The organism is Myxococcus sp. CA040A (assembly GCF_013336725.1).
In the GTDB taxonomy this organism is placed as follows: domain Bacteria; phylum Myxococcota; class Myxococcia; order Myxococcales; family Myxococcaceae; genus Myxococcus; species Myxococcus llanfairpwllgwyngyllgogerychwyrndrobwllllantysiliogogogochensis.
Genome location: NZ_JABUMR010000005.1, coordinates 404,569 through 427,928, shown reverse-complemented (window position 1 = coordinate 427,928; position 23,360 = coordinate 404,569). Strand labels below are relative to the sequence as shown.

The 23,360-nt window shown below is 69.9% G+C and carries 18 protein-coding genes; 6 read left to right on the top strand and 12 right to left on the bottom strand.

Annotation, left to right across the window (positions count from 1 at the left end; genetic code table 11):
- Positions 1 to 69 precede the first annotated feature (69 nt).
- The gene (locus HUA75_RS23550; RefSeq protein ID WP_174487693.1) at positions 70 to 882 is read left to right on the top strand and encodes a pseudouridine synthase; all 813 of its coding nucleotides are present in this window, start codon (positions 70 to 72) and stop codon (positions 880 to 882) included.
- Between the two features lie 4 nt (positions 883 to 886).
- Here the strand turns inward: HUA75_RS23550 and HUA75_RS23545 are convergent, their stop codons facing one another.
- The 10 genes from HUA75_RS23545 to HUA75_RS23500 all read right to left on the bottom strand — a co-directional run bounded on the left by HUA75_RS23545 (position 887) and on the right by HUA75_RS23500 (position 13,743).
- The gene (locus tag HUA75_RS23545) at positions 887 to 1,468 is read right to left on the bottom strand and encodes an alpha/beta hydrolase (protein ID WP_174487692.1); all 582 of its coding nucleotides are present in this window, start codon (positions 1,466 to 1,468) and stop codon (positions 887 to 889) included.
- Positions 1,469 to 1,484: 16 nt separating this feature from the next.
- A complete protein-coding gene (locus HUA75_RS23540; protein WP_174487691.1) occupies positions 1,485 to 2,309 on the bottom strand; it encodes an aminotransferase class IV in 825 nt (274 codons plus the stop codon).
- A gap of 21 nt (positions 2,310 to 2,330) precedes the next feature.
- Positions 2,331 to 2,900 carry an aminodeoxychorismate/anthranilate synthase component II gene (locus tag HUA75_RS23535; protein ID WP_174487690.1) on the bottom strand — a complete coding sequence of 190 codons (570 nt, stop codon included), beginning with the start codon at positions 2,898 to 2,900 and terminating at the stop codon, positions 2,331 to 2,333.
- Complete coding sequence (locus HUA75_RS23530) at positions 2,897 to 4,342, bottom strand: anthranilate synthase component I family protein (RefSeq protein WP_174487689.1); 1,446 nt, start codon at positions 4,340 to 4,342, stop codon at positions 2,897 to 2,899. Before HUA75_RS23530 ends, HUA75_RS23535 begins: the two co-directional genes overlap by 4 nt.
- A 45-nt stretch (positions 4,343 to 4,387) precedes the next feature.
- Positions 4,388 to 8,272 carry a helicase HerA-like domain-containing protein gene (locus tag HUA75_RS23525; RefSeq protein WP_174487688.1) on the bottom strand — a complete coding sequence of 1,295 codons (3,885 nt, stop codon included), beginning with the start codon at positions 8,270 to 8,272 and terminating at the stop codon, positions 4,388 to 4,390.
- A gap of 21 nt (positions 8,273 to 8,293) precedes the next feature.
- A complete protein-coding gene (locus HUA75_RS23520; RefSeq protein ID WP_174456485.1) occupies positions 8,294 to 9,298 on the bottom strand; it encodes a hypothetical protein in 1,005 nt (334 codons plus the stop codon).
- Positions 9,285 to 10,547 (bottom strand): endonuclease domain-containing protein, encoded by a 1,263-nt coding sequence (locus HUA75_RS23515; RefSeq protein WP_174487687.1) that lies wholly within the window; start codon positions 10,545 to 10,547, stop codon positions 9,285 to 9,287. The genes HUA75_RS23520 and HUA75_RS23515 overlap by 14 nt, the downstream gene beginning before the upstream one ends.
- Positions 10,548 to 10,730: 183 nt before the next feature.
- Positions 10,731 to 11,930 carry a cupin-like domain-containing protein gene (locus HUA75_RS23510; RefSeq protein WP_174487686.1) on the bottom strand — a complete coding sequence of 400 codons (1,200 nt, stop codon included), beginning with the start codon at positions 11,928 to 11,930 and terminating at the stop codon, positions 10,731 to 10,733.
- A gap of 68 nt (positions 11,931 to 11,998) precedes the next feature.
- Positions 11,999 to 12,943 (bottom strand): NAD-dependent epimerase/dehydratase family protein, encoded by a 945-nt coding sequence (locus tag HUA75_RS23505; RefSeq protein WP_174462793.1) that lies wholly within the window; start codon positions 12,941 to 12,943, stop codon positions 11,999 to 12,001.
- The gene (locus HUA75_RS23500; RefSeq protein WP_217440436.1) at positions 12,940 to 13,743 is read right to left on the bottom strand and encodes a lysophospholipid acyltransferase family protein; all 804 of its coding nucleotides are present in this window, start codon (positions 13,741 to 13,743) and stop codon (positions 12,940 to 12,942) included. Before HUA75_RS23500 ends, HUA75_RS23505 begins: the two co-directional genes overlap by 4 nt.
- A 117-nt stretch (positions 13,744 to 13,860) precedes the next feature.
- Here HUA75_RS23500 and HUA75_RS23495 point away from each other — a divergent pair, with 117 nt between their 5' ends.
- Genes HUA75_RS23495 through HUA75_RS23480 form a run of 4 tightly spaced genes read left to right on the top strand, consistent with a single transcriptional unit; the run spans position 13,861 to position 18,531 of the window.
- Positions 13,861 to 14,811 (top strand): ABC transporter ATP-binding protein, encoded by a 951-nt coding sequence (locus tag HUA75_RS23495; RefSeq protein WP_174456480.1) that lies wholly within the window; start codon positions 13,861 to 13,863, stop codon positions 14,809 to 14,811.
- Positions 14,811 to 15,839, top strand: a complete 1,029-nt coding sequence (locus HUA75_RS23490) for an ABC transporter permease (RefSeq protein ID WP_174487893.1) — start codon at positions 14,811 to 14,813, stop codon at positions 15,837 to 15,839. The genes HUA75_RS23495 and HUA75_RS23490 overlap by 1 nt, the downstream gene beginning before the upstream one ends.
- A gap of 10 nt (positions 15,840 to 15,849) precedes the next feature.
- Positions 15,850 to 17,343: a class I SAM-dependent methyltransferase gene (locus HUA75_RS23485; RefSeq protein ID WP_174487685.1), complete on the top strand. Its 1,494-nt coding sequence runs from the start codon at positions 15,850 to 15,852 to the stop codon at positions 17,341 to 17,343.
- A gap of 21 nt (positions 17,344 to 17,364) precedes the next feature.
- On the top strand, positions 17,365 to 18,531 hold the full coding sequence (locus HUA75_RS23480; protein ID WP_141641571.1) for a pyridoxal phosphate-dependent aminotransferase: 1,167 nt from the start codon (positions 17,365 to 17,367) through the stop codon (positions 18,529 to 18,531).
- A 2-nt stretch (positions 18,532 to 18,533) separates the two neighbouring features.
- Here the strand turns inward: HUA75_RS23480 and HUA75_RS23475 are convergent, their stop codons facing one another.
- Positions 18,534 to 19,466 (bottom strand): fatty acid desaturase, encoded by a 933-nt coding sequence (locus tag HUA75_RS23475; RefSeq protein ID WP_371746177.1) that lies wholly within the window; start codon positions 19,464 to 19,466, stop codon positions 18,534 to 18,536.
- 171 nt (positions 19,467 to 19,637) lie between these two features.
- Positions 19,638 to 21,125: a class I SAM-dependent methyltransferase gene (locus HUA75_RS23470; RefSeq protein WP_174487683.1), complete on the bottom strand. Its 1,488-nt coding sequence runs from the start codon at positions 21,123 to 21,125 to the stop codon at positions 19,638 to 19,640.
- Between the two features lie 189 nt (positions 21,126 to 21,314).
- Here HUA75_RS23470 and HUA75_RS23465 point away from each other — a divergent pair, with 189 nt between their 5' ends.
- Complete coding sequence (locus tag HUA75_RS23465) at positions 21,315 to 23,360, top strand: FtsX-like permease family protein (protein WP_174487682.1); 2,046 nt, start codon at positions 21,315 to 21,317, stop codon at positions 23,358 to 23,360.

Genomic DNA, 23,360 nt, shown 5'->3' with positions numbered 1-23,360 from the left:
GAGAAGGTGCTCGTTGGTTCTCCAAGGTGGACATGGGATGTCGGGGTGACGAAGGGAGGAGGCGAGAGGATGGCGCGAAGGAGCAAGACGCCCCGGTGGCTGGAGGCGGCGCGGCGCAGGGGGGCGGAGGCGTCGGAGGACGGGCGCTCGGACTGGCTGACGCGGGCGCTGGGGCGCGCCGGGGTGCTGCCTCGGGCCGAGGCGGAGGCGGCCATTCGTGCCGGACGGGTGGAGGTGGACGGACGCGTGGAGCTGGAGCCCTTCGCGCCGGTGCGGCCCGGTGGGGTGGTGCGCGTGGATGGGCGGGAGTGCTCGCTCGCGGCGTCGACGCGGGTGTTGATGTTTCACAAGCCCGCGGGGCCGGTGGTGCATGGCTCGGACCCGGAGGGCGTGGGCACGGTGTTCGAGCGGCTGCGCGCGGTGCTGCCCGAGTCCCTGCGAGGCTTCGAGTGGTACGCGGTGGGGCGCTTGGACCGGGACACCACGGGCCTGTTGTTCTTCACGAACGACGAGCGGTTCGTGCGGCATGGCACGGCGCCCGAGACGCACCTGCCCAAGCGTTATGTCGCGCGCGTGTCGGGGCGGCCCGGGGCGGCGGCGCTCCAGCGGTTGCGAGAGGGCGTGGAGCTGGAGGATGGGCTCACGCGTCCGGCGGAGGCTCGGCTGCTCGAGCCCGACGTGGTGGAGCTGACGCTGACGGAAGGGAGGCACCACCAGGTGAAGCGGATGCTGGCGGCCGTGGGACATCCGGTGCTCGCGCTGCACCGGGAGGCCGTGGGCACCGTGGTGCTGGACGTGGCCGAGAGCACGTGGCGAGCGCTGCGGGACGAGGAGGTCTCAGAGGGGCTGGGCTTTCGTCCGGAGGCGCCCGAGGTGGCCTGAGTGACTACGGCGTGGGGCGCGTGCCGAAGCGTGACAGCAGCGCCTCCAGCACCGCGGGCTCGCGCGGGTTGTTGAAGTGACGGCCACCGGGGACGACGAGGACCTCCGCGCCGAGGCGCTCCTCCCAGAGCTGACGGTTGCGGCGCCAGTCGGAGGTGAACGGGTCTCCGTCCGAGAGGACCACGACGCAGTGGCCCATCGCCGCGCGGACGCGAGCGAAGTCGATGGGCGTGTCGAGCCAGGGCCGCAGCGAGCCCCACGTCTTGTCCACCTCGAACCAGCCCGCGACGAGGACGGCGCCTTCCACGCGGTGTCCCTCGGGCATCGCGGCGAGGTAGCGGAGGATGGTCTGACAGCCCACGCTGTGGCCCAGGAACACCGTGGACGGTGGAGGCACCGGCCCCAGGGATTGCGTGAGCGCGGCCCCCCAGCCTTCGATGGTGGGCGCGGCGGGCTCGGGCATGTCGAGCGTGACGATGGAGTCGAAGGGCGCCGGGGGCTGACGCAGTCGTTCCTCGAGCCAGGGATAGAAGTCGGTGTTCGGACGTCCTGCCCAGCGGTGAACGACGACGAGGGAACGGCTCATGGCCGCTCAGTCTGCCTCAACCCTCGCGCGACGCCATGGCCAGGACGTGCTCCCGGATTCGCGCCGCCAGTGACAGGCTGTCGGGGAGGGCGCGGCCCAGCAGGCTCGACACACCGGTGGCCAGCACCGCGGAGTTGGTGAAGACGCAGGCCCGAGCCTCGGAGAGGCGCGCGAGCGGGAGCGCGCGCTCCACGACGGGCAGGTCGTCGAGGTGCCCCGCGTCCAGGAGCACCTCGCGGATGATGCCGGGCAGGCATGGTGCATCCAGTGGAGGCGTGACGAGCGCGCCGTCCAGGAGCACGAAGAGGTTCGCGGTGGGCAGCTCGCACGCGTGCCCCAGGTCATTGGCCAGCACTGGGAGCCGCTGCATGAGCGAGTACTGGCGGAAGTATGAGAGGCCCTTGTGGTTCGGCATGGGCTCACCGTGGCGGTAGGCACCGGCCTCCACGGTGTCCACGGCGCGACCTTCGCGCTGGAGTCGCTCGGCGTCCGGCGAGGGAGCCCGGAAGGTGAGCAGGAGCCGGCCATCGCTCGCGGTCAGCTTGCCGATGCCGGTGAAGCGCGGACCGAGCGCGGAGTCTGACTCCAGGCATCGACGGAGGACTTCGCGCATGGCGTCGGGGTGGAGCAGCTCGGACGGTGGCGCGCGGACGGTTTCGGGGAAGGACGCGACGCTCGCGGCGAGGCGCTTCAGATGCCGGGCGAGAAAGAGCGGGACACCGTCGTCGATGCGGAAGGTGGTGAAGAAGCCCGCGCCGAAGAAGAAGCCCTGCGCGAAGTCGTGCAGGGGCAGGTCTTCCCAGCGCCTCACCTCGCCATTCACCGCCACCGTGGAGAACATGCGTGCGGGCTCCGTCGTGCCTTAGCGTCGAGCCGCCAGGAAGTTGGCGAGCAGCCGCGGGCCGTGCGTCGTGAGGAAGGACTCGGGATGGAACTGCACGCCCTCCAGCCCGGGCAGGGTGCGGTGACGCATGCCCATGATGAGCCCTTCATGCCAGGCCGTCACCTCCAGGCAGTCCGGGAGCCCCTCTCCCTCCACCACGAGCGAGTGGTAGCGCGCGGCGGTGAAGGGCCGGGGCAGCCCATGAAAGACGCCCTGCTCCGCGTGCTCGACCTCCGCCGTCTTGCCGTGGACGGGCACGGGGGCGCGCACGACTTTCGCGCCGAACACCTGCCCCAGACACTGGTGTCCCAGACAGACGCCGAGCAACGGCACGCGCCCACCGAACGCGCGGATGACGTCCAGGGAGACGCCCGCGTCCTCGGGAGTGCCCGGGCCCGGAGAGATGACGATGCGCTCGGGCTGGAGCGACTCGATGTCGGCCACGGTGATGGCGTCGTTGCGCACCACCTTCAGTCGCGCGCCCTGGGCTCCGAGCGCCTGGACGAGGTTGAAGGTGAACGAGTCGAAGTTGTCGATGAGGAGAATCATCGCGCGCCTCGAGTCGCGGAGAGGGCGAGGAGCTGCGAGCGCGCCTTGTTGAGCGTCTCCTTGTATTCCTGGCGCGGCTGCGAGTCGTGGACGATGCCACCCCCCACCTGTGCGTAGGCTCGGCCGCCCTTCACGAGCAGCGTGCGGATGACGATGTTCAGGTCCAGGTCGCCGGTGAAGGACACGTAGCCGAGAGAGCCGGTGTAGAGGCCCCGCGCGTGAGGCTCCAGTTCGGTGATGAGCTGCATGGTGCGAATCTTCGGCACGCCGGTAATCGTCCCACCGGGGAACAGCGCGCCCACCACGTCGAGCGGCTCGATGCCCGGGGCGAGCTGGCCCGTCACCTCGGACTCGATGTGGAGGACGTGGGCGTACTCGACGATCTCCATCAGCTTCGTCACTTCGACGGAGCCGTAGGCGCAGACGCGGCCCAGGTCATTGCGCTCCAGGTCCACGAGCATCGCGTGCTCGGCGAGTTCCTTCTCGCTGGTGCGCAGCTCCTGAACGAAGCGAGCGTCCTCCTCGGGTGTGCCTCTGCGTCGGGTGCCGGCGATGGGGCGGGTGATGGCGCGGCCCTGCTCCACGCGGACCAGTCGCTCGGGTGACGCGCTCACGACGTGGAAGCCGTCGCCTTCGAGGTAGCTGGCGAAGTGGACGGGGTTCGTGGCGGACAGCGTCTCGTAGAGCGCGAGCGGGTCGCCGGGGAAGTCGACCTCCAGGCGCTGCGAGAGGTTGACCTGATACGTGTCCCCGGCGCGGATGTACTCGCGCACTCGCTCCACCGCGTCCAGGTAGCCCTGCTGCGTGAAGTTGGAGCGAGGCTCCACGGTGGAGGTGCTCGGTGGTGACGGGGGCTCGGTGGGGACGGCTCGATGCACGTGGGCTTCGAGTGCGTCCAATCGTCGCGCGCAGTCCACCCAGTCGGAGCCCGTGGCGATGGCGAGCAGGTGTCCTTCGAGGTGGTCCACCGCGAGGAAGGTGTCCACGAAGGACAAGGCGATGTCCGGCACCTTCAGGTCATCGTGGGGATGTCGCGGGAGCTTCTCGAAGTAGTGATTGGCCTCGTAGGCGAAGAAGCCCACCGCGCCGCCGAGGAACAGGGGCAGGCCGGGAAGGCTCACCCCCCGCCACTGCTTGAACAGCGCGCGGAGGGTGTCCAGTGGCGCGCCCACTTGGGGCTCGTCGTTGATGAAGCACTGGTCACCCTTGGCGGAGAAGCGGAGGAACGGCCGCGAGCCCAGGAAGGAATAGCGCCCCTCCTCGCTGACCCGGGTGCTCTCCAGCAGGAACCGATGTCCGGAGGGCAGGGCGCGCAGCAGGTCCACGGGACGCAGGGCGCCGGGCTCCAACCGTCGGACCACGGGGACTTGATTGAAGCCCTGGGCCACGAGCGCGTCGAAGCGTGCTCGGTCCAGCGGAGGTGGATGCGGCCGGGTGCTCATTCCGGGGCGCTTCCTAGCAGGAAGTCGAGAGTCCTTCGCGGGACTTCAGTCCGTCCCGGTGGGCCTGGATGGACCTGGCATGGCCTGCTGCTCGCGTGTCTGGCGAGCGAACCGGAGAATCTCGTCCTCGGAGAGCTGGTCGGTGCGCATGACGGAGCGGTCGGCCTTGAGCTGCTGCACCTTGCCTTCGCGCAGCACATGGAACTGTCCCGGCTTCTGCCCGGGGAGCCTGGCTTCGGCATCGACGCGGGCCTCGGTGAACATGGGTTTGACCTTCCGGATGGCGTTGTCTTCCTTCACCCGCCCCACGCACCAGGTGCGCACGTTCTCCCGGCACTTGTAGTCGAGGTCTCCGGGGCTCTGCGTGGCGAGCATGATGCCCACGCCCGCCGAGCGCGCTCGCTTGAGCAGGCTCTCCATGGGCTCCTTGGTCGCGGGCTTGCTCGTCGCGGGCAGGTACAGGTCCGCCTCGTCGAAGAGGAGCACGGCCTGAAGCTGGGGCGAGGGGTGCTGACTGGCCCAGCGGTGGGTCTCCAGCAGGAGTTGGGAGACCCAGAAGAGGACGCGCGGATTGTCCCCCAGGAACTTCGTGCTGATGATGCTCAGTCGCGTGCGCCCGGGAATGCCGTGGACGCCGCGTCCGAGCAGTTCATCCAGGTCGAGCCGCTCGCCTCCGGACGTCAGCAGTGAGCGCAGGTTGATGCGCAGCACGCTGAGGTCCTGGGCGAGCTTCGCGAAGGTCTTCTGGGGAATCCCATCCGTGGCCTCCAGGAGCGCGGGGTCCTGAGAGGTGACGAACTGCTGGATGAGTTCGAGGGTGACTTCCTTGCCGAACGACTGGCCCAGCAGCAGGCGGAGGGCCTGGGCGAGCAGGGCCTTCGCGGCTTTGTCATTGGGGCTGGTTCGATAGTCGAGCATCCCGGCGATGGCATCCGCCGCTTGCTGAACGCCCTGCTCGCGTTCCTCGGCGGGCAGTGTCTCCATGCCGTGAGGGACGATGGGAATGGCCAGGGGTCTGCCATCCGAGCGCCCCGGCGTGTACAGCGCCACGTCCACGCGCTCGCGCAGCAGCCGGCGCCGCTCCTGGAGCACGGCATCTTCCAGTGGCTCGTTCCAGGACTCGGGGCGGGCATAGGTGGCGAGGTCGCCCTTCCTGTCCACGAGGATGACGGGGATGCCGCGCAGCAGGAGTTGCTCCAAGATGTTGAGCGCGAGCGTCGTCTTGCCGCTGCCCGAGCCACCCAGGAAGGCGCTGTGCCGCGTCAGCTCGGACGGGTCGATGGAGATGGGCTGGGTGAGGAGCCCTTCGGACGCGCCTATTCCCAGGGGGCCCGTGAGCACCTCGCGAGGCACTGGAGGGATTGATGCGGGAGCAACACGAGGTACTGGGGGGAGGGATGCGTGAGTGACGCGAGGCACTGGGGGGCCGGAGTCAGGAGTGACATGAGGCACCTGGGTGCCGGCTGCGGGCGTGACGCGAGCCCCGGGGGGAGCGGACAGGGGCGTGACCCGAGCTACCGGAGTGCCGGATGGGGGAGTGACGCGAGCCCCGGGGGTAGCGGACAGGGGCGCGACCCGAGCCACCGGAGTGCCGGATGGGGGAGTGACGCGAGGCTTCCGCGTGAGCCCTGGAACGGTGGCGAGGGGAGCCCGCGCGGCCGGCCGGCTCTCGTGCCCGGTCAAAAGCTCACTCACCGCCTCCATGTGCTGGGTGGCGTTTTCGACGTCATCGCCCACGGAGACCGGTGGCTGGCTCGGGGCGCGTGGTGCGGTGGGGCTGGGGCTAGTGGCTGGACTCAATGAGACGGTGTCCAGGGGGTGCGGTGCGTTGGGGCTAGTGGCTGGACTCGATGCGGCCTTGTCCGGAGTGCGCGACTCCGTGGTGCCACGCGCGGCTTCCGAACGAGGGGGCGAAGCGATGTCCTCGGTTGCGGCGTCGCGAAGCGGTTTCCCGAAGGGAGAAGTCACCGAGCCATCGAAGAACCCTGCCTGCCTGGGAATGAATCCATTTTCCGTCCTGGCGCGCGATGGAGTGGGCGGGACGTCGGCGCTCTTCATGGCACGGCTCGTGGGCTCGCCCTCTGACTTGGGACGTGTGGGCCCCGTGGGCGGAGGCGGGAGCCCGAGTCGCTCCAGCCCGAGGATGTCACCCATCGACTTCAGTCGCGTGACGGGCCGCGCGGTGCGACTCCACTCCGCGAGGGCCGCCTGCCCCACGTGCTGGGCGCGGAAGTCTCGCAGGGCCGACAGGTCTCTCAGGTCGCTGTCTCCCAGGACCACGCGACGCCCACCCTGACGGAAGAGATGTCCCAGTTGGTCCTCCACCACGGTCCCCTTCGTGGCCGGGAACTCGGAGGTCCGGACCAGGACAGGTGTCTTGCCGGCCGCGGCCTTGAGGGCCTCCGCCATCTGTCGACCCAGATGACCACCTCGGGAGCTGTGCTCACACAGCGCGAGGATGAGCTTGTTGCCCGACGGGTGGACGCCGACGTCCAGCAGGTCGTCGCCGTTGCGCGTCTTCACCATGAAGCGGGGCGAGCCGTTCAGTTCCTCGCTGCCCATCTCGATGGCCCAGGCGAGCAGGGCCGTCACGTCGGACGGGTCCTCGGGCAGCTTCTCCTTGTAGGCGGCGCGGAAATCGGTCCACGCCTGGTCCATGTCAATGCCTGGTCCAACCGGAGGCTTCACGAGGTCCCCACCCAGGCCCTTGTTCGGAGACGGGAGCGGGAAGGAATCCGGGAGCCGCTGCAGGTCTATGGCCCGCTCTCGATACCGGCGGCACTCGTTCAAGACATCTCGTGCCCGCTGGCCGCCGAGTGCCTCGAAGCCCTCGGGAGGAATGGGATAGGTAGGCGTGCTGGGGTCGAAGGCCACGCCGCGCTGCTCATAAAGGGAGCGGAGCCTGCGTGCCGCGATGTCCCGCGCGGTGCTCGCGGTGACGGTGCGCTCCAGCGTTCCGGGCTCCGGGTCGGTCTCGATGCGGTCGACCATGGAGCGCGTCAGCAGGGGCCGCATCTTCTCCCAGTAGTCGGAGAGGCAGCAGACGACGACCACGGCCCTGGGCACCTTGCCCGCGATGGCGGCCAGCGTGTTCATCGCCCGGCGGAACGAGTTCTCCATCTGCGGACGTTGGTCGAAGTCGCTGATGTCCTCGACCTGGTCGACGCAGAGCACCAGCGCATGGCCCAGCGCGCCCATGAGTCGGCCCAGGTGCTCCACCATCCGCGCGGGGCCGTCATCTGATGTGCGCGGAATGAGCTCTCCGATGACCTTCCGGTCCTCGGTCGAAATCTCCTCGCAGCGCAGCCAGTTGAAGATGCGGCGGTTGATGCGAGGGTCCCTGCGCTGGAAGTAGATGAGCGCGCGAAGCAGGTCCACCTCCACGTTCCGGAAGCGCGCGTCCGCGAGCAGTTCGTCCGCGACGGCTCGGACGGTGCCGTGCAGTTCATCGTCTTCGAGGATCTTCTGTTCGTGCTCGATGAGCGGCGCGAAGAGACTGGTGCACTGGCTCATCAGGGTGTTGGACAGGTGCATCAGGCCGCTGTCGTCGCCCTGGGCCACGTCGTACGGGTGGTCCAGCGAGTCGATGAGGCTGGAGAGGATGTAGCGGTCGTAGTGCGAGGCATCGACGGTCATCGGCATGTAGCCGGTGAAGCCGCGCTTCTGTCCGTGCGCGTGGTTGCGGAAGGCGCGCACCAGGTGCGTCTTGCCGCTGCCGGACTCGCCGAGCAGGAGGAGGATTTTGCCGGTGTCGGGAGGAGGGGTGGTCGTCGCGCGGTCCAGCAGGCGCTTGAAGGCGCGGCGCGCGGGCGCGTTGAGCGTCTCCACGTCGAACGGGTCGGGCTGCCAGAGGTACTGGCCCTGTTGGACGCCGCTGAAGACCTCTCCGCTGTCGGAGAGGAAGACCTTGAGTCGAGGGTCGCTGGACATGCGCGCTCCTGGAAGGGCGAATCAGACGACGACGAAGTGGAAGCTGGCGCCGTAGGAGCGCACCTCGGACTCGGCGACGTCCGTGGGGTTCATGGCGGAGACGAGGTCGGCGCGAGTCAGGGACAGGCGCTGGGTGCGGTTGGCTTCCAGCAGAGCGGCCTCGAATGCCTCACGGTGGGGCCACTCGGGCTGGAGGGCCTTCCACACGTGGGAGATGAACACCTTGTCGCGGCCGAAGCGGCCGGTGGGCAGGGCTCGGGCCACCGAGAGGACGTGGTCGGCGAAGTCCTCCGTGCGTGGGGCCGGTGGCTTCGCGTCCCGGGTTGTCGGCGCAGTGGACACCACGGTGGGAACAGCGGGCTGCTCGGGGAGGAACCACTTGCGCAGGAGGGTCAGACGCACGGCTTCCGCGTCGGCACGTGTGGCTCCCGCGACGCGGGCGGTGAGCTGCTCCACGGCCTTGCGAGGGTCCTTCACCTCCGTGCCGAGCAGCTTGCCGAGGAGGTGCGCCTGTACGGCGGCGAGGGAGAAGGGGCGCTCGGTGTCGACGCCGAGCTGTCGCCAGAGGAGCCGGTCGCGGAGCTGGGGGAGGGAAGGGTCTCCCGCGCTCACGGCGGGGTACTGCCGGCCGAGTACGGCGGCGCGCACGCCATCGGCGTCAGCGAGTCGGGTCAGCACGGCCTTGGACGGAGTGAGCTCCAGGCTGTTGGCGAGCAGGTAGGTGGCCTTGAGCTTCTTCCAGGTCAGGCCCTTGGGGAGCTGTTCGAGGCGCAGGAACTGGAGGACGCGGGTGAGGCCGGCGCTGGTCAGCTCCAGGCCGGCCTTGTTCTTCCGGGCCACGAGCTGTTCTTGGAGCAGGTGCTCCAGCACGGAGTCGAGGAGAGTCTTCCACTCGGCGCGGCTGAGTCGGTGTTCCACGAAGGGGCGAAGGGCCTTGTCGAGTTCCGCTCGGGTGCCGGTGCGGTGGGGACGGGGAGCGAGCCAGGTGAGAGTGAGTCCCGCCAACCGGTTGTCAGCGCTGTCCATGCGTTGTCCTCTGCGAGGCGGCTTCTTGCCGCCGGGCGGCCATCAGCGTTTCGATTGTCTTGAGAATCTCTTCGTAGCGAGGCACCACGTCCTCCTCGAGGAAGCGGACGACCCAGTACCCGGCGCGCTGGAGCGCGAGGTCCTTGCGTCTGTCGCGGCGGAAGCGCTCGGTGTCGAGGAAGTGGTGGTAGCCGTCGATCTCCACGGCGAGCCGGAGCTCACGGCAGAGGAAGTCCACTTCGAGGGGGCGACTGCCGTCGCCGAGGTCCAGGGTGGCATTGAGGGCGAAGAGGCCCCGGGTGGCGGGGTGGACCTGGAGGATCTTGTTGTAGAGGAAGCGCTCGGCCTTGCTGCGGGCGCGGGCTTCGTCCTTCTGTCGGGCGACGTGGACGGCCTGCGCGCTTTCACGGAAGCGTTCGAGGAGGACGGGCTCGGCTTCGTCGTCCTTCGCGCGCGGAGTCTTGCGCGGGGTGCGGGGTGGTAGCGCGGGAGGGTGCGGCACCGCGTCGGACGTCACTGCGACTGGCGCGGACACGCTGCCGGGGTCCGGGAGTTCGAGCAGGCCCTCACGCAGCATGGCGAGGGCATGAGACTCCTTGCGGCCACGCGGTTCGCCGAGGGCCTCGGGGGGCAGCATGCAGGCGACATGGAGCATCGGAGCCGCGGAGCAGAGGGCGGTCGCCGTGCGCAGGCTGCGCGGGTCGGAAGTGGAGACGCGGAGATGGAGGGCGGGAGCGCGGCCCTCTGGGATGAGGCAGAGGAGGGCGTGGAGGATGCGGAGCGGATCGCGAGTGATGGCCTCGCGAACCTCGGCCGAGAGTTCGCCGGGGGTGGCAGGCGAAGGGGCTACGAGGAGCTGTCGGCACAGGGCCCAGGTGACGGGCTCTGAGTGGGGAGGTTCCAGTCGCTCGAAGAGGACGTGGCGCTCGTGAGGCGTCTTGCCCTCGAAGTGCAGCTCGCGAGGGGAGAAGGCTCGCTGGGAGAGGACGACGTAGCTCTCCGCGTCACGAGAGAGATTGCGCTCGGTGGCGAGGGCGGAGGCCCAGGCGGAGACGGTGGTGCGAAGGTCCTCGCTGCTCGAGGAGGTGGCTTTCAATCCGCTGCGGTGAAGCCATTCATCCCAGAGGAGGAGGGCGCGGTCTTGAGGGCCGACGAGGACGCTCAGCGTGGGGATACCCTCCGCGCGCCGCCGGGCATGCCGGTCCAGCGAGTCCAGGAGCGCGGTGTCCGCCGGTGACAGCAAGGCCATTCCCCCACGGGTCTCCTGAGCTGGACCCGTCACGCTGGGATGGAAGCCTGCTCCCGCACAGACACCGCTGGCAAGCCAGGGGGGGCCGAGCTCCATCCAATGGCGCACAACCTGCGCGGCCGGGTCGGACACGACATCCATACCCAGTCATCTAGCCGGTTGCTGTGCCGGGATGCGCTTCAGCTACCGCGGGTCCGGGTCTCCCTGAGGCAGCTCCAGCACATCCGGCATCTCCGCGAGCATGTTGGCGTTCGGGTAGAGCGTGAGCTGTCCCGCCTGTCGCTCCAGGAGTCCCTCAATCCCTCCCGGCGTCGCCTCGAACGGCGTCCCATGCACCTGGAAGGCGAACGCCTCCCACAACCTGGCCACGTGCTCCCGCCAGGAGCGAGGCAGTGCCTGGAACGTCTTGCGCGCCTGCTCCGCCAGCGGTGACGTGTCCCCACCCTCCTCGTTCCCGAACACGCGCCGCCGGAAGATGTCCCGCTCCCGGCTCCGCTCCTCCGGTGTGGCCCTCGCCAGCGCCCTCATTCCCGCCGACAGGTCCTTCCACAACTCCAACGTCGCCGAGGACGGAATCGTCGTGATGAAGCTGTTCACCATCACATGCATCGCCCCGAACGACTCCACGTGGTGCCACCAGAACGGCGGAATCAACAGCGCATCCCCGGGCTCGACGACCGCGACACACGCATGCTCCAACGCCGTGCGGAACTTCGGATGCCGCTCCAAATCCATGTTCAACAACTGCACGCTCGTCGTGGGCGCGCCTCCCGCCAGCACGTCGAACGGCGCGTGGTACAGGTTCGCCAACTGCTCCGGCGGGAACATCGTCACCCGCTTGGTGCCCTCGAACATGCAGATGAAGTTGATGCAGTCGTCGTAATGCAGGTTCACCACCTGCCCATCCGACCCAATCCAGAACTTGCTCTCCACCCCACGCGGCTCGGTGAACCGAAGGAAGTCGAAGCGCAGCTTCTCCCGGACGTGCGACTGCTCCAGCATCCCGTTCTGCATGTAGACGTACTCGCCCGTCTCCACCGCCGCCTTCAGCCGCCCCGCGAAGTCCGCGAACGTGCCCCCCTCCGGCACCGCCGCCGCCCCCCCATCCGCGTGGTTCTCGACGAGCTTCGGCCGGTACTGCCCCCGCGACTCCGGCGGCAACACGCAGAAGTAGTGCGGGCGCTCCCCAAGCTGCGCCTCCAGCGCCGCCAGCTTGCCGTCCAACGTCGACCGCGAGCGCAGCTCCCCGAGCAGCCCCGAGTCCTCCAGCAACCCCCGCACGATGACGGGCTCCCGGTAATGCCACTCCCGGAGTTCCTCCAGTGAAGGTCGCTCCAACCTGCGAACCGATGGGGCGGAAAAGGGCAGGGGCTTCAGGGGCATGGGCTCCGACTCGGGGCACGAGGGGGCCTCCACGCTAGCATGTCTCCCGAAGCCCTCCGGAGCACCCCTTAGAGCAGTCCCCCCGACACGGGCACCGGCGCCGCCTCGCGGTAGAGGCGCAGCGTGTCCGCCACGCTGTGCTGGAACTCGAAGCCCGTCGCCTCCAGGAAGCGCCGGTTGTCCACGACGATGGGATAACGCAGGTGGTCCAAGGCCCCCACCGACAGTCGAGGGAAGCCCGCCCGCCCCAGGAGGAACGACAACACCCTCGAAGGCAACGGCACCCCCGTGCGCCCCGTCTCCCGGACGATGACGGAGAGCGGAATCGGCGCGGGCCCGGCGATGTTGAAGATGCCCCGCACCTTCTTCTCCAGCGCGAGCTGCAACGCCGTCACCACGTCCTCTTCCTGCATCACATGGAACAGCGGGTCATACCCCAGCACCAACGGCACCCGCCGGCCCTTCAGGAACGACGCCAGCGTCCCCGTGCCCGGCGCGCCCAGGGTGTACGGCAGCCGCAGCACCCCCGTCGTCACCTCCGGCAGTCGCCACAGCGCCGTGGCCGCGTACAGGTCGGCGGCCACCAGGTCCGCCAGTTCAGGGATGGCCTCCAGCGCGCGCGGTGGCTCGTCCTCGGAGTGGTACAGCGGCGAGTCCGGCGCCGCGCCGTAGAACGTGTGCCGTCCCACGAAGAGCAGCTGCTTCACCCCGTGCGTCGCGCAGTGGTCGAACACCGCCTTGGTGCCATCCAGGTTGATGCGCCCCCGCTCCGCCCCCGGCACCGTGAAGGCCGTGACGGTGGCCATGTGCACCACCGCCTCCGGGCGCCAGCGGCGGAAGACGTCCTCGGCCACGCGCTTGCGCACGTCACCCCGGAACACCTCGATGCCCGCCTCCCGCGCGTTCTCCCATGGGCGGATGTCCACCCCCGCCACGTCGTGGCCAGCGAGCTTCAGCCGCAGCGCCAGCTTGCGCGCGATACCTCCGGCGATACCCGGGATGAGCACCCTCATGGCAGCAGCTTCCTCGCCAGCCCGCGGTGCTGTCGCCCCGCCCGGCCAAGCTCGATGAGACCCGCGATGCGCTCCTTCACCTTCGCCACATACCCCTCGATGACGTGGTCGTCCTCGTCCCCGGTGCCGTGGAAGACGAGCGGCTCGCCATAGTGAATCTCCAACTGCACCGGCAACGGCAACGGGAGCAGGTATGGCGTCAGCGGGATGTACGGCACCCCCAGCAGCTTGCCCAACGTGTATGCGTTGAACACCGTGGGGATGGCCGAGCCGCCCCCCAGGAACGCGAAGGGGATGATGGGCGAGCGCGTCTGCAACGCCAGCCGCACGAAGCCCGTGCCGAAGTCCACCAGCGAGTACCGGTCCGGATACAGCTTGGCCGTCCCGCGCGCGCCTTCCGGGAAGATCATCAACAGCCGGTCATCCTCCAAGAGCCGCTTCGCATGCTCGGGCAGGCCGGTGAACTGGCCGGTGCGGCTGGCCCAGAGGGAGGAGACGGGGAACTTGTGGAGGAAGCGCTCCACCATGCCCTGCGACAGGCGGGGCGGGTCCATCTCCAGCATGGTGGACGTCAGCACCATGGCGCCGTCCACCGCCACGCCGCCGGAGTGGTTGCCCACCAGCATCCCGCGGCCTCGGGCGGGGATGTGGTGGATGCCATGGCAGCGCACCCGGAAGTAATACCGGTAGATGAGCGTGAAGAGGCGCAGCGCGTCCCTCACGTGCTTCTTGGAGATTCCGTACGGGTCCACGCCGTACTCGTTGAACGGCAACTCCAGCCGGTCAACCCGCGCTTCCAATCCGTCGCTCAGGGCCACGGCGCGGGACCGTAGCACCCCCGGATGAGTCCCGCTGCATTCCGCGCCGAGTGCATTGGGCCCCGACCCCTGCCTGGGCCATACTGCCGCCACCCCCCTATGACATCCCCAGACGAACTCGCCATCGAGGTGAAGGGACTGGTCAAGCGCTTCGGTGACGTCGTCGCCGTGGATGGCATCGACCTCGACATCCGCCGGGGCGAGTGCGTGGGTCTGCTCGGCCCCAACGGCGCCGGCAAGACGACCACCGTCGAAATCCTCGAGGGACTCCAGGAGCCCACCTCCGGTCACGTGCGCCTGCTCGGCCTGGACTGGAAGCGCTCCGCCACGCAGTTGCGCCAGCGCATCGGCCTGACGCTCCAGGAGACTCGGCTGGTGGAACACCTCACGGTGGAGGAGACGGTGAAGATGTTCGCCTCCTTCTATCCACGCCCGCTCCCCGTCGAGGAGCTCATTGGCATGGTGCAGCTCGGCGAGAAGCGCGGGGCGCGGGTGGGCAAGCTCTCAGGCGGTCAGCGGCAGCGGCTGGCCCTGGCGCTGGGCCTGGCGGGAGACCCCGACCTGTTCTTCCTGGACGAGCCGACGACGGGGTTGGACCCACAGTCGCGCCGGGCGCTGTGGGACGTGGTGGTGGCGCTCAAGGCGCGAGGCCGCACGGTGGTGCTGACCACGCACTACATGGACGAGGCCGAGGTCCTCTGTGACAGGCTGGTCATCATCGACAAGGGCCGGGTCATGACGCGCGGGACGCCCGGGGAAATCATCGCCTCGCTGGGGGCCGATCAGGTCATCGAGCTGGAGGCGGACCCCGCGTTGGACCTGGAGCGGCTGCGCCCGCTGCCGGCGGTCGTCTCGGCGCAGCTCCACGCGGACCGGCTCTCCCTGCGGGTGAAGGAGCTGCATGTGGCGCTGCCCTCGGTGCTGCGCGAGGTGGAGCTGTCGGGCGCCCGGCTGCGGCACCTGTCCACGCGCAGGTCCACGCTGGATGACGTGTTCATCGGATTGACGGGGCGCTCGCTTCGCGAGGGCACCGAGGAGAAGGCGGCGTGATGGGCTCGCTGGGACAACTGGTGCTGATGCGGCTGCGGGTGCTGTGGCGCCAGCCCGAGGTGTTCTTCTGGACGTTCATCTTCCCCATCGTCACCACGCTGGTGCTGGGGCTGGCCTTCCGCAACGAGTCGCTGTCGCCCGTGCGCGTGGCTGTCACCGGCGGGCCGGGGGCCCCGGCGCTGCTCGCCCGGTTGGAGGGGACGCCGGAGCTGGAGGCCCAGGTCCTGGACGCCGCCGAGGCACGGCGCATGCTCGCCCGAGGGCGGGTGTCGCTGGTGCTCGTGCCCGGTGACTTGAGTCCCGAGGCGCTGGTGGACCCCAGCCAGCCCGAGGGACGCACCGCGCGGCTGCTGGTGTCCCAGGCCCTGGCGCGGGCTCCGGACGCACCTCGACTGGAGGCGGTGAAGACGACGCCGGTGTCGGAGCCGGGCAATCGCTACATCGACTTCCTCATCCCCGGGCTGCTCGGCATGTCGTTGATGTCCTCCAGCCTGTGGGCGCTGGCGGTGCCGCTGGTGTCGATGCGCGGCGGCAAGCTGCTCAAGCGCCTGGCGGGCACGCCCATGTCCCGCTCGCACTTCTTCCTCGCCTTCCTCTTGGGACGCACGGTCTTCGCGGTGCTGGAGGTCGCCTTCTTCTGCGCCTTCGCTCGCTGGCTCTTCGGCGTGCCCATGTTCGGCAGCTACTTCGCGCTCCTGGGCGTGGGGCTGCTGGGGGCCATGTGCTTCGCCTCGCTGGCGCTGCTGGTGTCCATCCGGGCGCGCAACGAGGAGTCGGTGGGCGGCCTCGTCAACCTCGTCTCCATGCCGATGATGTTCCTGTCCGGCGTCTTCTTCGCGTCGGAGAACTTCCCCGGCTGGATGCAGCCGCTCATCCGCGCGCTGCCGTTGACGGCGCTCAATGACTCGCTGCGCTCCATCATGCTGGAAGGCACGTCGCTGATGACGCTGGGCATGCCCATGGCGGTGCTCGCCGCCTGGACGGTGCTTCCGATGGTGGCCGCGCTGCGCTGGTTCCGCTGGGTCTGAAGGAGAGTCCATGTCGAAGCCCGCCGTGTCGCCCGCCTTCGTCCAGCAGCTCAACTTCCTGGCCCGTGACGCGAGCAACGAGTCCGCGGCGCTCCAGGCCGCATTCTCGCTCGGGTTGCTCGACAAGCTTCCCCGGGGACCCGGCGCGGTGCCCGTGTCGCTGGACGTTCTGGCTCGACAGCTGGGAGCGAACGCGCGCGGAGTGCGCGCCGTCATCGAGCCCCTGGTGGGCCTGGGCTTCGTGCGGCTGGAGGAGGTGCGGGGCTACTCGCTCGCGGATGCCACCGCGGCGTTCCTCGCGCAGGACGCCTTCACCGCGCGGCTGCGGAACGTCCTCGATTGGTGGCATGTGGTGGCGAAGCTGCCGGAGGCGGTGCGCACGGGTGGCCCGGTGGATGGGCGCGACCTGCTCGGCTGGTACCGCGCGCTGTTCCTGGAGCCCTTGCCGCCCGCGCCCGGCCCGGAGGCGGAGGACTTTCATGACCGCTTCGCTCGCAACTTCGCGCGCACCCAGGCGCTGGTGACGGCGGCGGAGCTGGGCCTGCTGGCGCGCCTGGTGGAGTCATCCGCGCCGAAGGCCACGCTGGCGGCCGAGCTGGGCGCGCATCCGGAGGGGCTGGGTGTGCTGCTGGGCGTGCTGGCCACGCTGGACGTCACGCGCGAAGAGGACGGCCGCTGGGGCTTCACGGAGTCCGCGGCGCGGATGCTGGATGCGACGAGCCTGCCGTACTTCCAGCGCGCGCTGCCGGCGACCATGGCCTACTGGGAGGCCTTCGGGCACCTGGACGAGGCGGTGCGTGAGCATCGCTTCCGGTTGGACTTGAGGCAGCCCGAGACGGCGCGCCGCATCTACCAGGAGAACGCGTCGCGCATCTCCAGCATCTTCGCCTCGCATCTGCGGCTGAGTCGCAAGGCGGCGGAGCTGGTGGGTTCCATGCGCTCGCTCGCGGGCGCGCGGGTGCTGGACGTGGGCACGGGCTCCGGCGTGTGGGGCGCGGCCTTCGGGCTGGCGGCGCCCACGACGCATGTGACGTACCTGGACTCGCCCCACGTGCTGGACGCGGTGCGCCCGCACCTGACGAAGCTGAAGCTGGAGGCTCGCTCTCGGCTGTGGGAGGGCGACTGCCTCACGGTGGACTACGGCGAGGCGGAGTACGACGTCATCCTCCTGCCGCAAATCATCCCCGCGCTGCCGCCCGAGGCCCTGCCGGGCTTCTTCGCGAAGCTCGCGCGGGCGCTGCGGCCCGGAGGGCTGCTGCTCATCTCGGGCTACCTGCTCACGGACCGGCGGGATGGGCCGCTCGACGCGCTCTACTTCTCGCTGCGGCGCTACGTGTCCAACGAGGGCGACGTGTTGTCCCTGCCGGAGTTCCGCGCGCTCCTGACGCCCGTGGGACTGTCGTCCGCGCGAGGCTTCGACATGCCCATCCAGCAAGTCGTCGTCGCCCATCGCGGTGATGTCGCCTGGCCCGTGGTCCCCAGCGCCGCCGTGACGGCCGCCTGAGTCTTCACTTCCGGAGTCGAGATGGAACCGCTGCGTTCATTCTTCATGGAGGACTACCTGGAGGGCTCGCGGTTCACCGCGCGCTACAACCTGGGAGAGTCCGGAGGCCGTCCCGTCACGGTGGGCGAGCTCTTGACGGGCTCGGGGGTGAGTGCCGCCCAGGCGTCGGAGGTCTTCCTATCCACGCTCCTGCGCGACAGTCCGAACTGGGGGCGCGCGGACCTGCGGGATTTGGTGGCCGCCATGCACCCGGGTGCCACGCGGGACAACGTGCTCATCACCACCGGCACCAGCGAGGCGCTGCTGTTGCTGTTCCGCCAGCTCCGTCCGCGCAAGGTGGCGTTGGCGTGGCCCGCGTTCCAGCTCCTCTATGAGCTGCCCATGCAGCAGGGCGCGCAGTGGGTGAAGCTGCCCGTGCGTTGGAACGCCCAGGGCCAGCCGTCCATCGACGCGGCCGAGTGGCTGGAGTGCCTGGAGCGCGAGCGCCCGGACGCCGTCATCATCAACACCCCCCACAACCCGAGCGGCCTGGTGCTGGACGCGGACCTGCTGGGCGCGGTGACGGCGTGGGCCGAAGCCCATGGCGCCACGGTGGTGGGCGACGAGCACTACCGCTTCTTGTCCTCGGAGGACGCGGTGCTGGGTCCCACCGTCTGGCGGCCGGGCACGCGCTCGTTCGTCACGGGCTCGTTCATCAAGTGCCTGGGGTGTCCGGGGCTGCGCATCGGCTGGTGCGTGGGCGACACGAAGATGCTGGCGCTGATGCAGAACGAGAAGAACTACACGACGCACACGGTGAACCCGGTGACGGAGTGGATTTCGTACGAAGTCCTCAAGGACCTGCACAGCCCCGCGCTGCATCGCGCGCGGGAGGACTGGCTCCAGAACCGGCGCACGCTGGCCGCGTTCCTGGAGCGCTCGCGGGGCGTGTACGGCACCGCGCCGCAGGGCGGCCTCGTCACCTGCATCGGCGTGCGGGACGCCATGGAGCCGGCGGCGTTTTCTGCCCGGCTGGAGGCCCTGGCGGCCGCGGGCGTGTTCGTGCTGCCGCTGAGCGCCATGGAGGTTGGCGAGCCCCACGGCGCGCATCCCCTGGAGCGGGGGCACGGCTTCCGGCTGGGGTTGGGCGCGGCGCCGGCGCACTTCGCGGAGGCGCTCGAGGTGATTGAGCGGGCGACGGCCCGGTAGCGCTACCGCAGCAGCGCGGCGAAGGAGTGGTCGCGGGCGGAGTAGTCCGCGTCCTCCAGCAGCATCTGGTGCACGCGGCCCTGAAACGCGGTGGGCACGGCGGGGAACAGATGGTGCGTCAGGTGGTACTGGTCATGCCGGGGGAACAGCACCCGGTTGAGCCAGCCCCACGCGAAGACGTGGTTGCGGGAGCGGTGGAACTCGTCCGGCGAGCCGATGACGCCCGCGTGGTCCACCGCGTCCGACCAGTAGCGGATGACCTGATACGGCACCAGGTACGGCAGCGCGTAGAAGAGGGCGAACGCCTTCCAGCCGATGCCCCACTGCGCCAGCGCCACCAGCCCCGCGAGGAAGGCCCACCGGGTGAGTGTCACCGCCCACGGGTCCGTGCGGTGGAAGAACACCGGCCGCAGGAAGGCGGGCAGGTGCATCAGCGACAGGGGCCGCAGCAGATGGTCCTTCACGAACGGCCGGTCCGCCTCCGCGAAGCCGAAGCGGCGCCGGGAAGCGAAGTCCAAATCCTTCTGTGCGTCACCCAGGTGCAGGTGGTGCGTGAAGTGCTCGCGCGTGTACGGCTCCAGCGCTGTCAGGTCGATGACGGCCAGCAGGTGGCCGAAGACGCGGTTGCGGCGCTTGCCGCGCACGAACATGCCGTGACAGGCCTCATGCAGCATGTTGCCCAGCGCTCGGAAGCGCGTGCCGATGAAGAAGGCCGCCAGCGGGTAGAGCACCCAGCCCGCTAAGGGGTGGTCCGCCATCAACCGCGCCGTGCCCAGGGCCGCGGCTGCCGCCAGGCCCACGTGCAAGAGGAGATGTCCCACGCCCGACGGCAACGAGTGCGAGTGGTAGCCCAGCGCGGCGACCCGCCGGGCGAACCGACCGCGCAGCTTCGTGGCGATGGACGTGCCGCGCTCGCCCATTTCGGGCAAGGCCACGGAGCCTGGACTGTCCACCTTCGGCACGGCGCGCATCGGGACCTTTCAGGGGTCTGACTCGAACGCGAGGGAGGAGCGACGCTAGTCGGGGTGCCGCGCCACGAGCAAGCGAGCGGCCCGGATTCCCACGGGGACAGGCCCTGGGAGGAAGGCCCGTGACGCGGTGCGTGCTCAGTCCGCCAGCCGCGTGGGCAGGTTCACCCCGGGGCGCGCGGCGAAAATCATCTCCTGCGTGGGCAGGGGGATGCAGACGGAAGAGGACAGGCCCACCACCTCCAGCAGCCGCGCGTACTCGGAGGCGGACAGCAGGTCGCCCTCGTTGGTCATGAACCGACGCAGGCCGAAGTACAGGTGGTCCAGGGGGCCGTCACGGCGCTCGTTGAGCACGTACTCGGCGATGAGCAGCACGCCGTCGGGCTTGAGGGCCCGGGCCACGCGCGCGAACAGGCCGGGCAGGCTCTCCGGCCGCAGGACGTTGAGCACCTGGGGGAGGATGATGACGTCGAAGGCGGCCTCCCCGAAGTCGTGGGTGAACAAGTCCCCGGGCCAGAAGCGCGCCCGGTCCGCCACCTGGAGCCGCTCCAGGTTTGCGCGCACCTGCTCGAGCACCACCGCCTGGTCGAAGTATGTGACGTGGGTCGTCGGCGTCGCGCGCGCGAAGGCCGCGCCCCACACGCCGGAGCCGGTGCCGATGTCCAGCACCGCCGCGCCCTCCAGCGGGTGCGCTTTCGAGAGCGTGGTGGCCGCCTTGCGACTGAGCTGGAAGTGCGACGCGAAGACCGCCGTAATCTGATTGGAGTTGTCCGCGTAGAAGCGCCGGCTCACCTCCGGGTCCTTCAGGTCCAGGATGAAGCGCTCCTCGCGCACCGTCTCGTCCAGTCGCTCCAGCGCCTCCGTGTACTGCGCGGACACGCTCAGCGAGCGCACCATGTACGCCAGCGCCTTGCCGTCCAGCAGCCTCCGCGCCTCCGCGCTCAACCCGAAGGCCTCGCCCTCCCGCGTCGCGAGGCCCAGCTTCTCCAGCACCTCCACCACGACGCGCAGCCCGCCCGTACTCAGGTAGGTGGCCGCGCCCAGCTCCGGCAACGTGCGCGGTGCCGACGCGAGCAGCTCCAGCAGGCCCAGCCGCCCGGAGGTGATGAGCACCTGCGTGCGCGCGCCGCTCCGGGCGAAGCGGTCGAAGAAGTCCTCCGCCTCCGTGCTGGAAGCGGGCGCCGCGGCCTCCAGGAACAGCGCGCGCAAGTGTCCGAGCACGTCCCAGCGCCTTCCCGCGTGCTGCACGGGCTCGCCGTGTTTCACCGCCTCGTCGAGCAGGGCCACCGGGCCCCCCCACTCCTGCTCGGCCTCGAGCCGCTGGAGGAAGGCGCTGTCGCGCAGGAACGCCGCCGCGCCTTGCGTCAGGGCGAAGCGCCGCGCGTCATCCTGGGAGACGTAACCCAGACACACCAGCAGCTCGAGCAGGGCCCTCAGTCCTCGGGCGGAGGTCCCCGTCGCGGTGGCGAGCGCTTCGACGGAACACGGAGTGGAGCTGCCCTGCACCGGAAGTGCGTCGAAGAGGCCCAGGCGCAGGGAGGCTCGCAGGAGCGCGGACTCGTTGGCGGCGTTGCGCGCCCAGAAGTGGAGTGACTGCGCGAGGGAGGGGCTGGGGGAGGCCGTCATGCGCTGTCTCGGGAGAGGGAGGAGGCGGCGTGCAGCTTGGTCTGTCCTTCTCGCGTCGCGCAACCATCCAGGGCGTGTGGCTTGTATCGCTCGAAGGGGTTCTCTATCGTCCGGCCTCCACGTCCGGTCGAGGACGCCGCCCGCCCCGCCGGGGCGAGTGTGCAGGGTCCGCATCGCGAGGAGTCTCCAGTGACGTTGCTGTCGTTCGCGCTCCAGAGCGTCGTGGCCCGACCTCGGAGCTGGGTGGTGGCCCTGCTGGCGCTCGGCTCCGCGCTGCTGCTCACCCTGGGCCTGGCGATGGTGGCGGGCATCTCCGAGGGGACCCAGCGCAGCGTCATCGAGAGTGGCGCGGGCCACTTCCTCGTCTACAACTCCCAGTCCACCGAGTCCGCCGTGGTGGTGACGGGGCCCACGGGCGCACCCGTGCTGGTGCCCCTGCCGGACTATCCCGCCACCGAGGCCCGTGTGCGCGAGACGCCCGGGGTGAGTGACGTCGTGCCGCTGGAAGTGGGCATGGGCGCCACGTTCCGGGGCAACTACCTGGACGACAAGCTCTCCACCGCGCGTGCCGTGGCGCGTCAGCCCCCCTCGCCGGAGCGCGACGCGCGGCTGGCGAGGCTGGCGGCGGATCTGCAACGCACGCTGCGGGACGTGGCGCGTGACGCGGACCGGCAGGCGGAGGCCTTCCTCACCGCCGACGAGGCGCGCATGGACCGCGCGGCGTTGGAGGCGGCGACGACGCCCGCGTTCTGGGAGCGCTTTGGCGCCCAGCCGCTCGCCGCGCTCGAGTACCTGGAGAACCACGTCGCGCGGCAGGTGGGCGAGGGCGAGTCCATCGACATCGAGTACCTGGGCAGCGATTTGAATCAGTTCGTCCGCGCCTTCCCCCGCTTCGAGCTGGTGACGGGCACGCTGCCACCCCCGGGACACCGGGGCCTGCTCCTGGGGCACGGCCTGTACGAGCAGCGCTTCAAGCTGCCGGTCGCCGCGCGGCTGGATGAGCTGAAGCGGGAGCTGGACCGGGGCGCGTTGCTCGCGGAGGACGAGCGGCTGCGCACGCTGGTGGACCGCGCGTCGGCGGAGCTGCCGGACCTGCTGGCCCGCGTGGACGCGGAGCGCTCGGATGCCGCGCGCGCGGTGCTCACCCGCGTGCTGGGACACCCTGGCGAGGCGGAGGCCCTGTGGCGCGAATTCCTGCAACTCGATGACGCCAACTTCGCCACGCGTCACCAGCTCTTCTACGCGGAGCTGGCGCCGCTGTTGCCGCTGTACCGCGTGAAGCCCGGGGACACCGTGGTGCTCAAGGGCCTGGACTCACTCGTCAATGGCGTGCCGCTCAAGATTTGGGGCACGTACCGCTTCCGGGGGCTCGGCGGAGACTCCAGCCGCGTCAACACGCTCAGCCTCATGGACCTGGTGAGCGCGCGCTACCTGTCGGGCCGCCTGTCGCCGGAGCTGATGGAGGAGGCGAAGCGCGACGCCCAGTCGCTCGGCCTGGACTTCCTGCCGGAGTCGGAGGTGGACCTGCTCAAGCCGGCCACCGTGGTGGAGGTCGAAACGCCGGAGAAGCCCTCGTCGGAGGTGCCCGACTTCCCGCGCGCCCGCGCCTGGCCGGAGACGTTCTCCGCGACGGAGCTGCGCGGAGGCAGCGTGCTCCAGGCCGCCGTGGTGGTGACGCCGGAGGCGAACCCGGAGGCGGTGGCCCTGGACGTCGTCCAGCGGGCGACGAGCGCGTCGGTGCCGCTGACGACGGTGGACTGGGAGGCGGCGGGCGGCTTCGTCAGCGAGGTGGTGGGCCTGACGCGGGTGGTGCTGCTCGGCTTCTCCGTCATGTTGTGTCTGTTCGTCGTGCTGGTCTCCGCCGGCACGCTGCTGCTCCTCGCGCAGGAGCGCGTGGGTGAGGTGGGGACGATGCGCGCGGTGGGAATGCAGCGGAGCGACGTCTTCGGCTCGTTGTTGACCGAGGGGTTGCTGCTGGGCGGGCTGGGCGCGGGCGTGGGCCTGGCCATCGCCGCGGCGCTGCTGTTCGGGATGATGGGAGACGGCATCGGCGTCACGGATGAGTCCCTCCAGTTCTTCATGGGCGGCCCGGTGCTGATGCCCCGGCTGTCCCTGGGGCAGGGCGCGGCGGTGTGGCTGGGCGTGGTGGGCGTGGTGGTGGTGGCGTCCCTGGTGCCCGCGTGGCGAGGCAGCTCGGTGCCTCCCGCCGTGGCGATGCGCAAGAGGGAGGACTGA

Excerpts from the sequence above, each read along its gene's own strand:
- HUA75_RS23550 (WP_174487693.1), top strand. The coding sequence starts at position 70 with ATGGCGCGAAGGAGCAAGACGCCCCGGTGGCTGGAGGCGGCGCGGCGC.
- HUA75_RS23545 (WP_174487692.1), bottom strand. The coding sequence starts at position 1,468 with ATGAGCCGTTCCCTCGTCGTCGTTCACCGCTGGGCAGGACGTCCGAAC.
- HUA75_RS23540 (WP_174487691.1), bottom strand. The coding sequence starts at position 2,309 with ATGTTCTCCACGGTGGCGGTGAATGGCGAGGTGAGGCGCTGGGAAGAC.
- HUA75_RS23535 (WP_174487690.1), bottom strand. The coding sequence starts at position 2,900 with ATGATTCTCCTCATCGACAACTTCGACTCGTTCACCTTCAACCTCGTC.
- HUA75_RS23530 (WP_174487689.1), bottom strand. The coding sequence starts at position 4,342 with ATGAGCACCCGGCCGCATCCACCTCCGCTGGACCGAGCACGCTTCGAC.
- HUA75_RS23525 (WP_174487688.1), bottom strand. The coding sequence starts at position 8,272 with ATGTCCAGCGACCCTCGACTCAAGGTCTTCCTCTCCGACAGCGGAGAG.
- HUA75_RS23520 (WP_174456485.1), bottom strand. The coding sequence starts at position 9,298 with ATGGACAGCGCTGACAACCGGTTGGCGGGACTCACTCTCACCTGGCTC.
- HUA75_RS23515 (WP_174487687.1), bottom strand. The coding sequence starts at position 10,547 with ATGGCCTTGCTGTCACCGGCGGACACCGCGCTCCTGGACTCGCTGGAC.
- HUA75_RS23510 (WP_174487686.1), bottom strand. The coding sequence starts at position 11,930 with ATGCCCCTGAAGCCCCTGCCCTTTTCCGCCCCATCGGTTCGCAGGTTG.
- HUA75_RS23505 (WP_174462793.1), bottom strand. The coding sequence starts at position 12,943 with ATGAGGGTGCTCATCCCGGGTATCGCCGGAGGTATCGCGCGCAAGCTG.
- HUA75_RS23495 (WP_174456480.1), top strand. The coding sequence starts at position 13,861 with ATGACATCCCCAGACGAACTCGCCATCGAGGTGAAGGGACTGGTCAAG.
- HUA75_RS23490 (WP_174487893.1), top strand. The coding sequence starts at position 14,811 with ATGGGCTCGCTGGGACAACTGGTGCTGATGCGGCTGCGGGTGCTGTGG.
- HUA75_RS23485 (WP_174487685.1), top strand. The coding sequence starts at position 15,850 with ATGTCGAAGCCCGCCGTGTCGCCCGCCTTCGTCCAGCAGCTCAACTTC.
- HUA75_RS23480 (WP_141641571.1), top strand. The coding sequence starts at position 17,365 with ATGGAACCGCTGCGTTCATTCTTCATGGAGGACTACCTGGAGGGCTCG.
- HUA75_RS23470 (WP_174487683.1), bottom strand. The coding sequence starts at position 21,125 with ATGACGGCCTCCCCCAGCCCCTCCCTCGCGCAGTCACTCCACTTCTGG.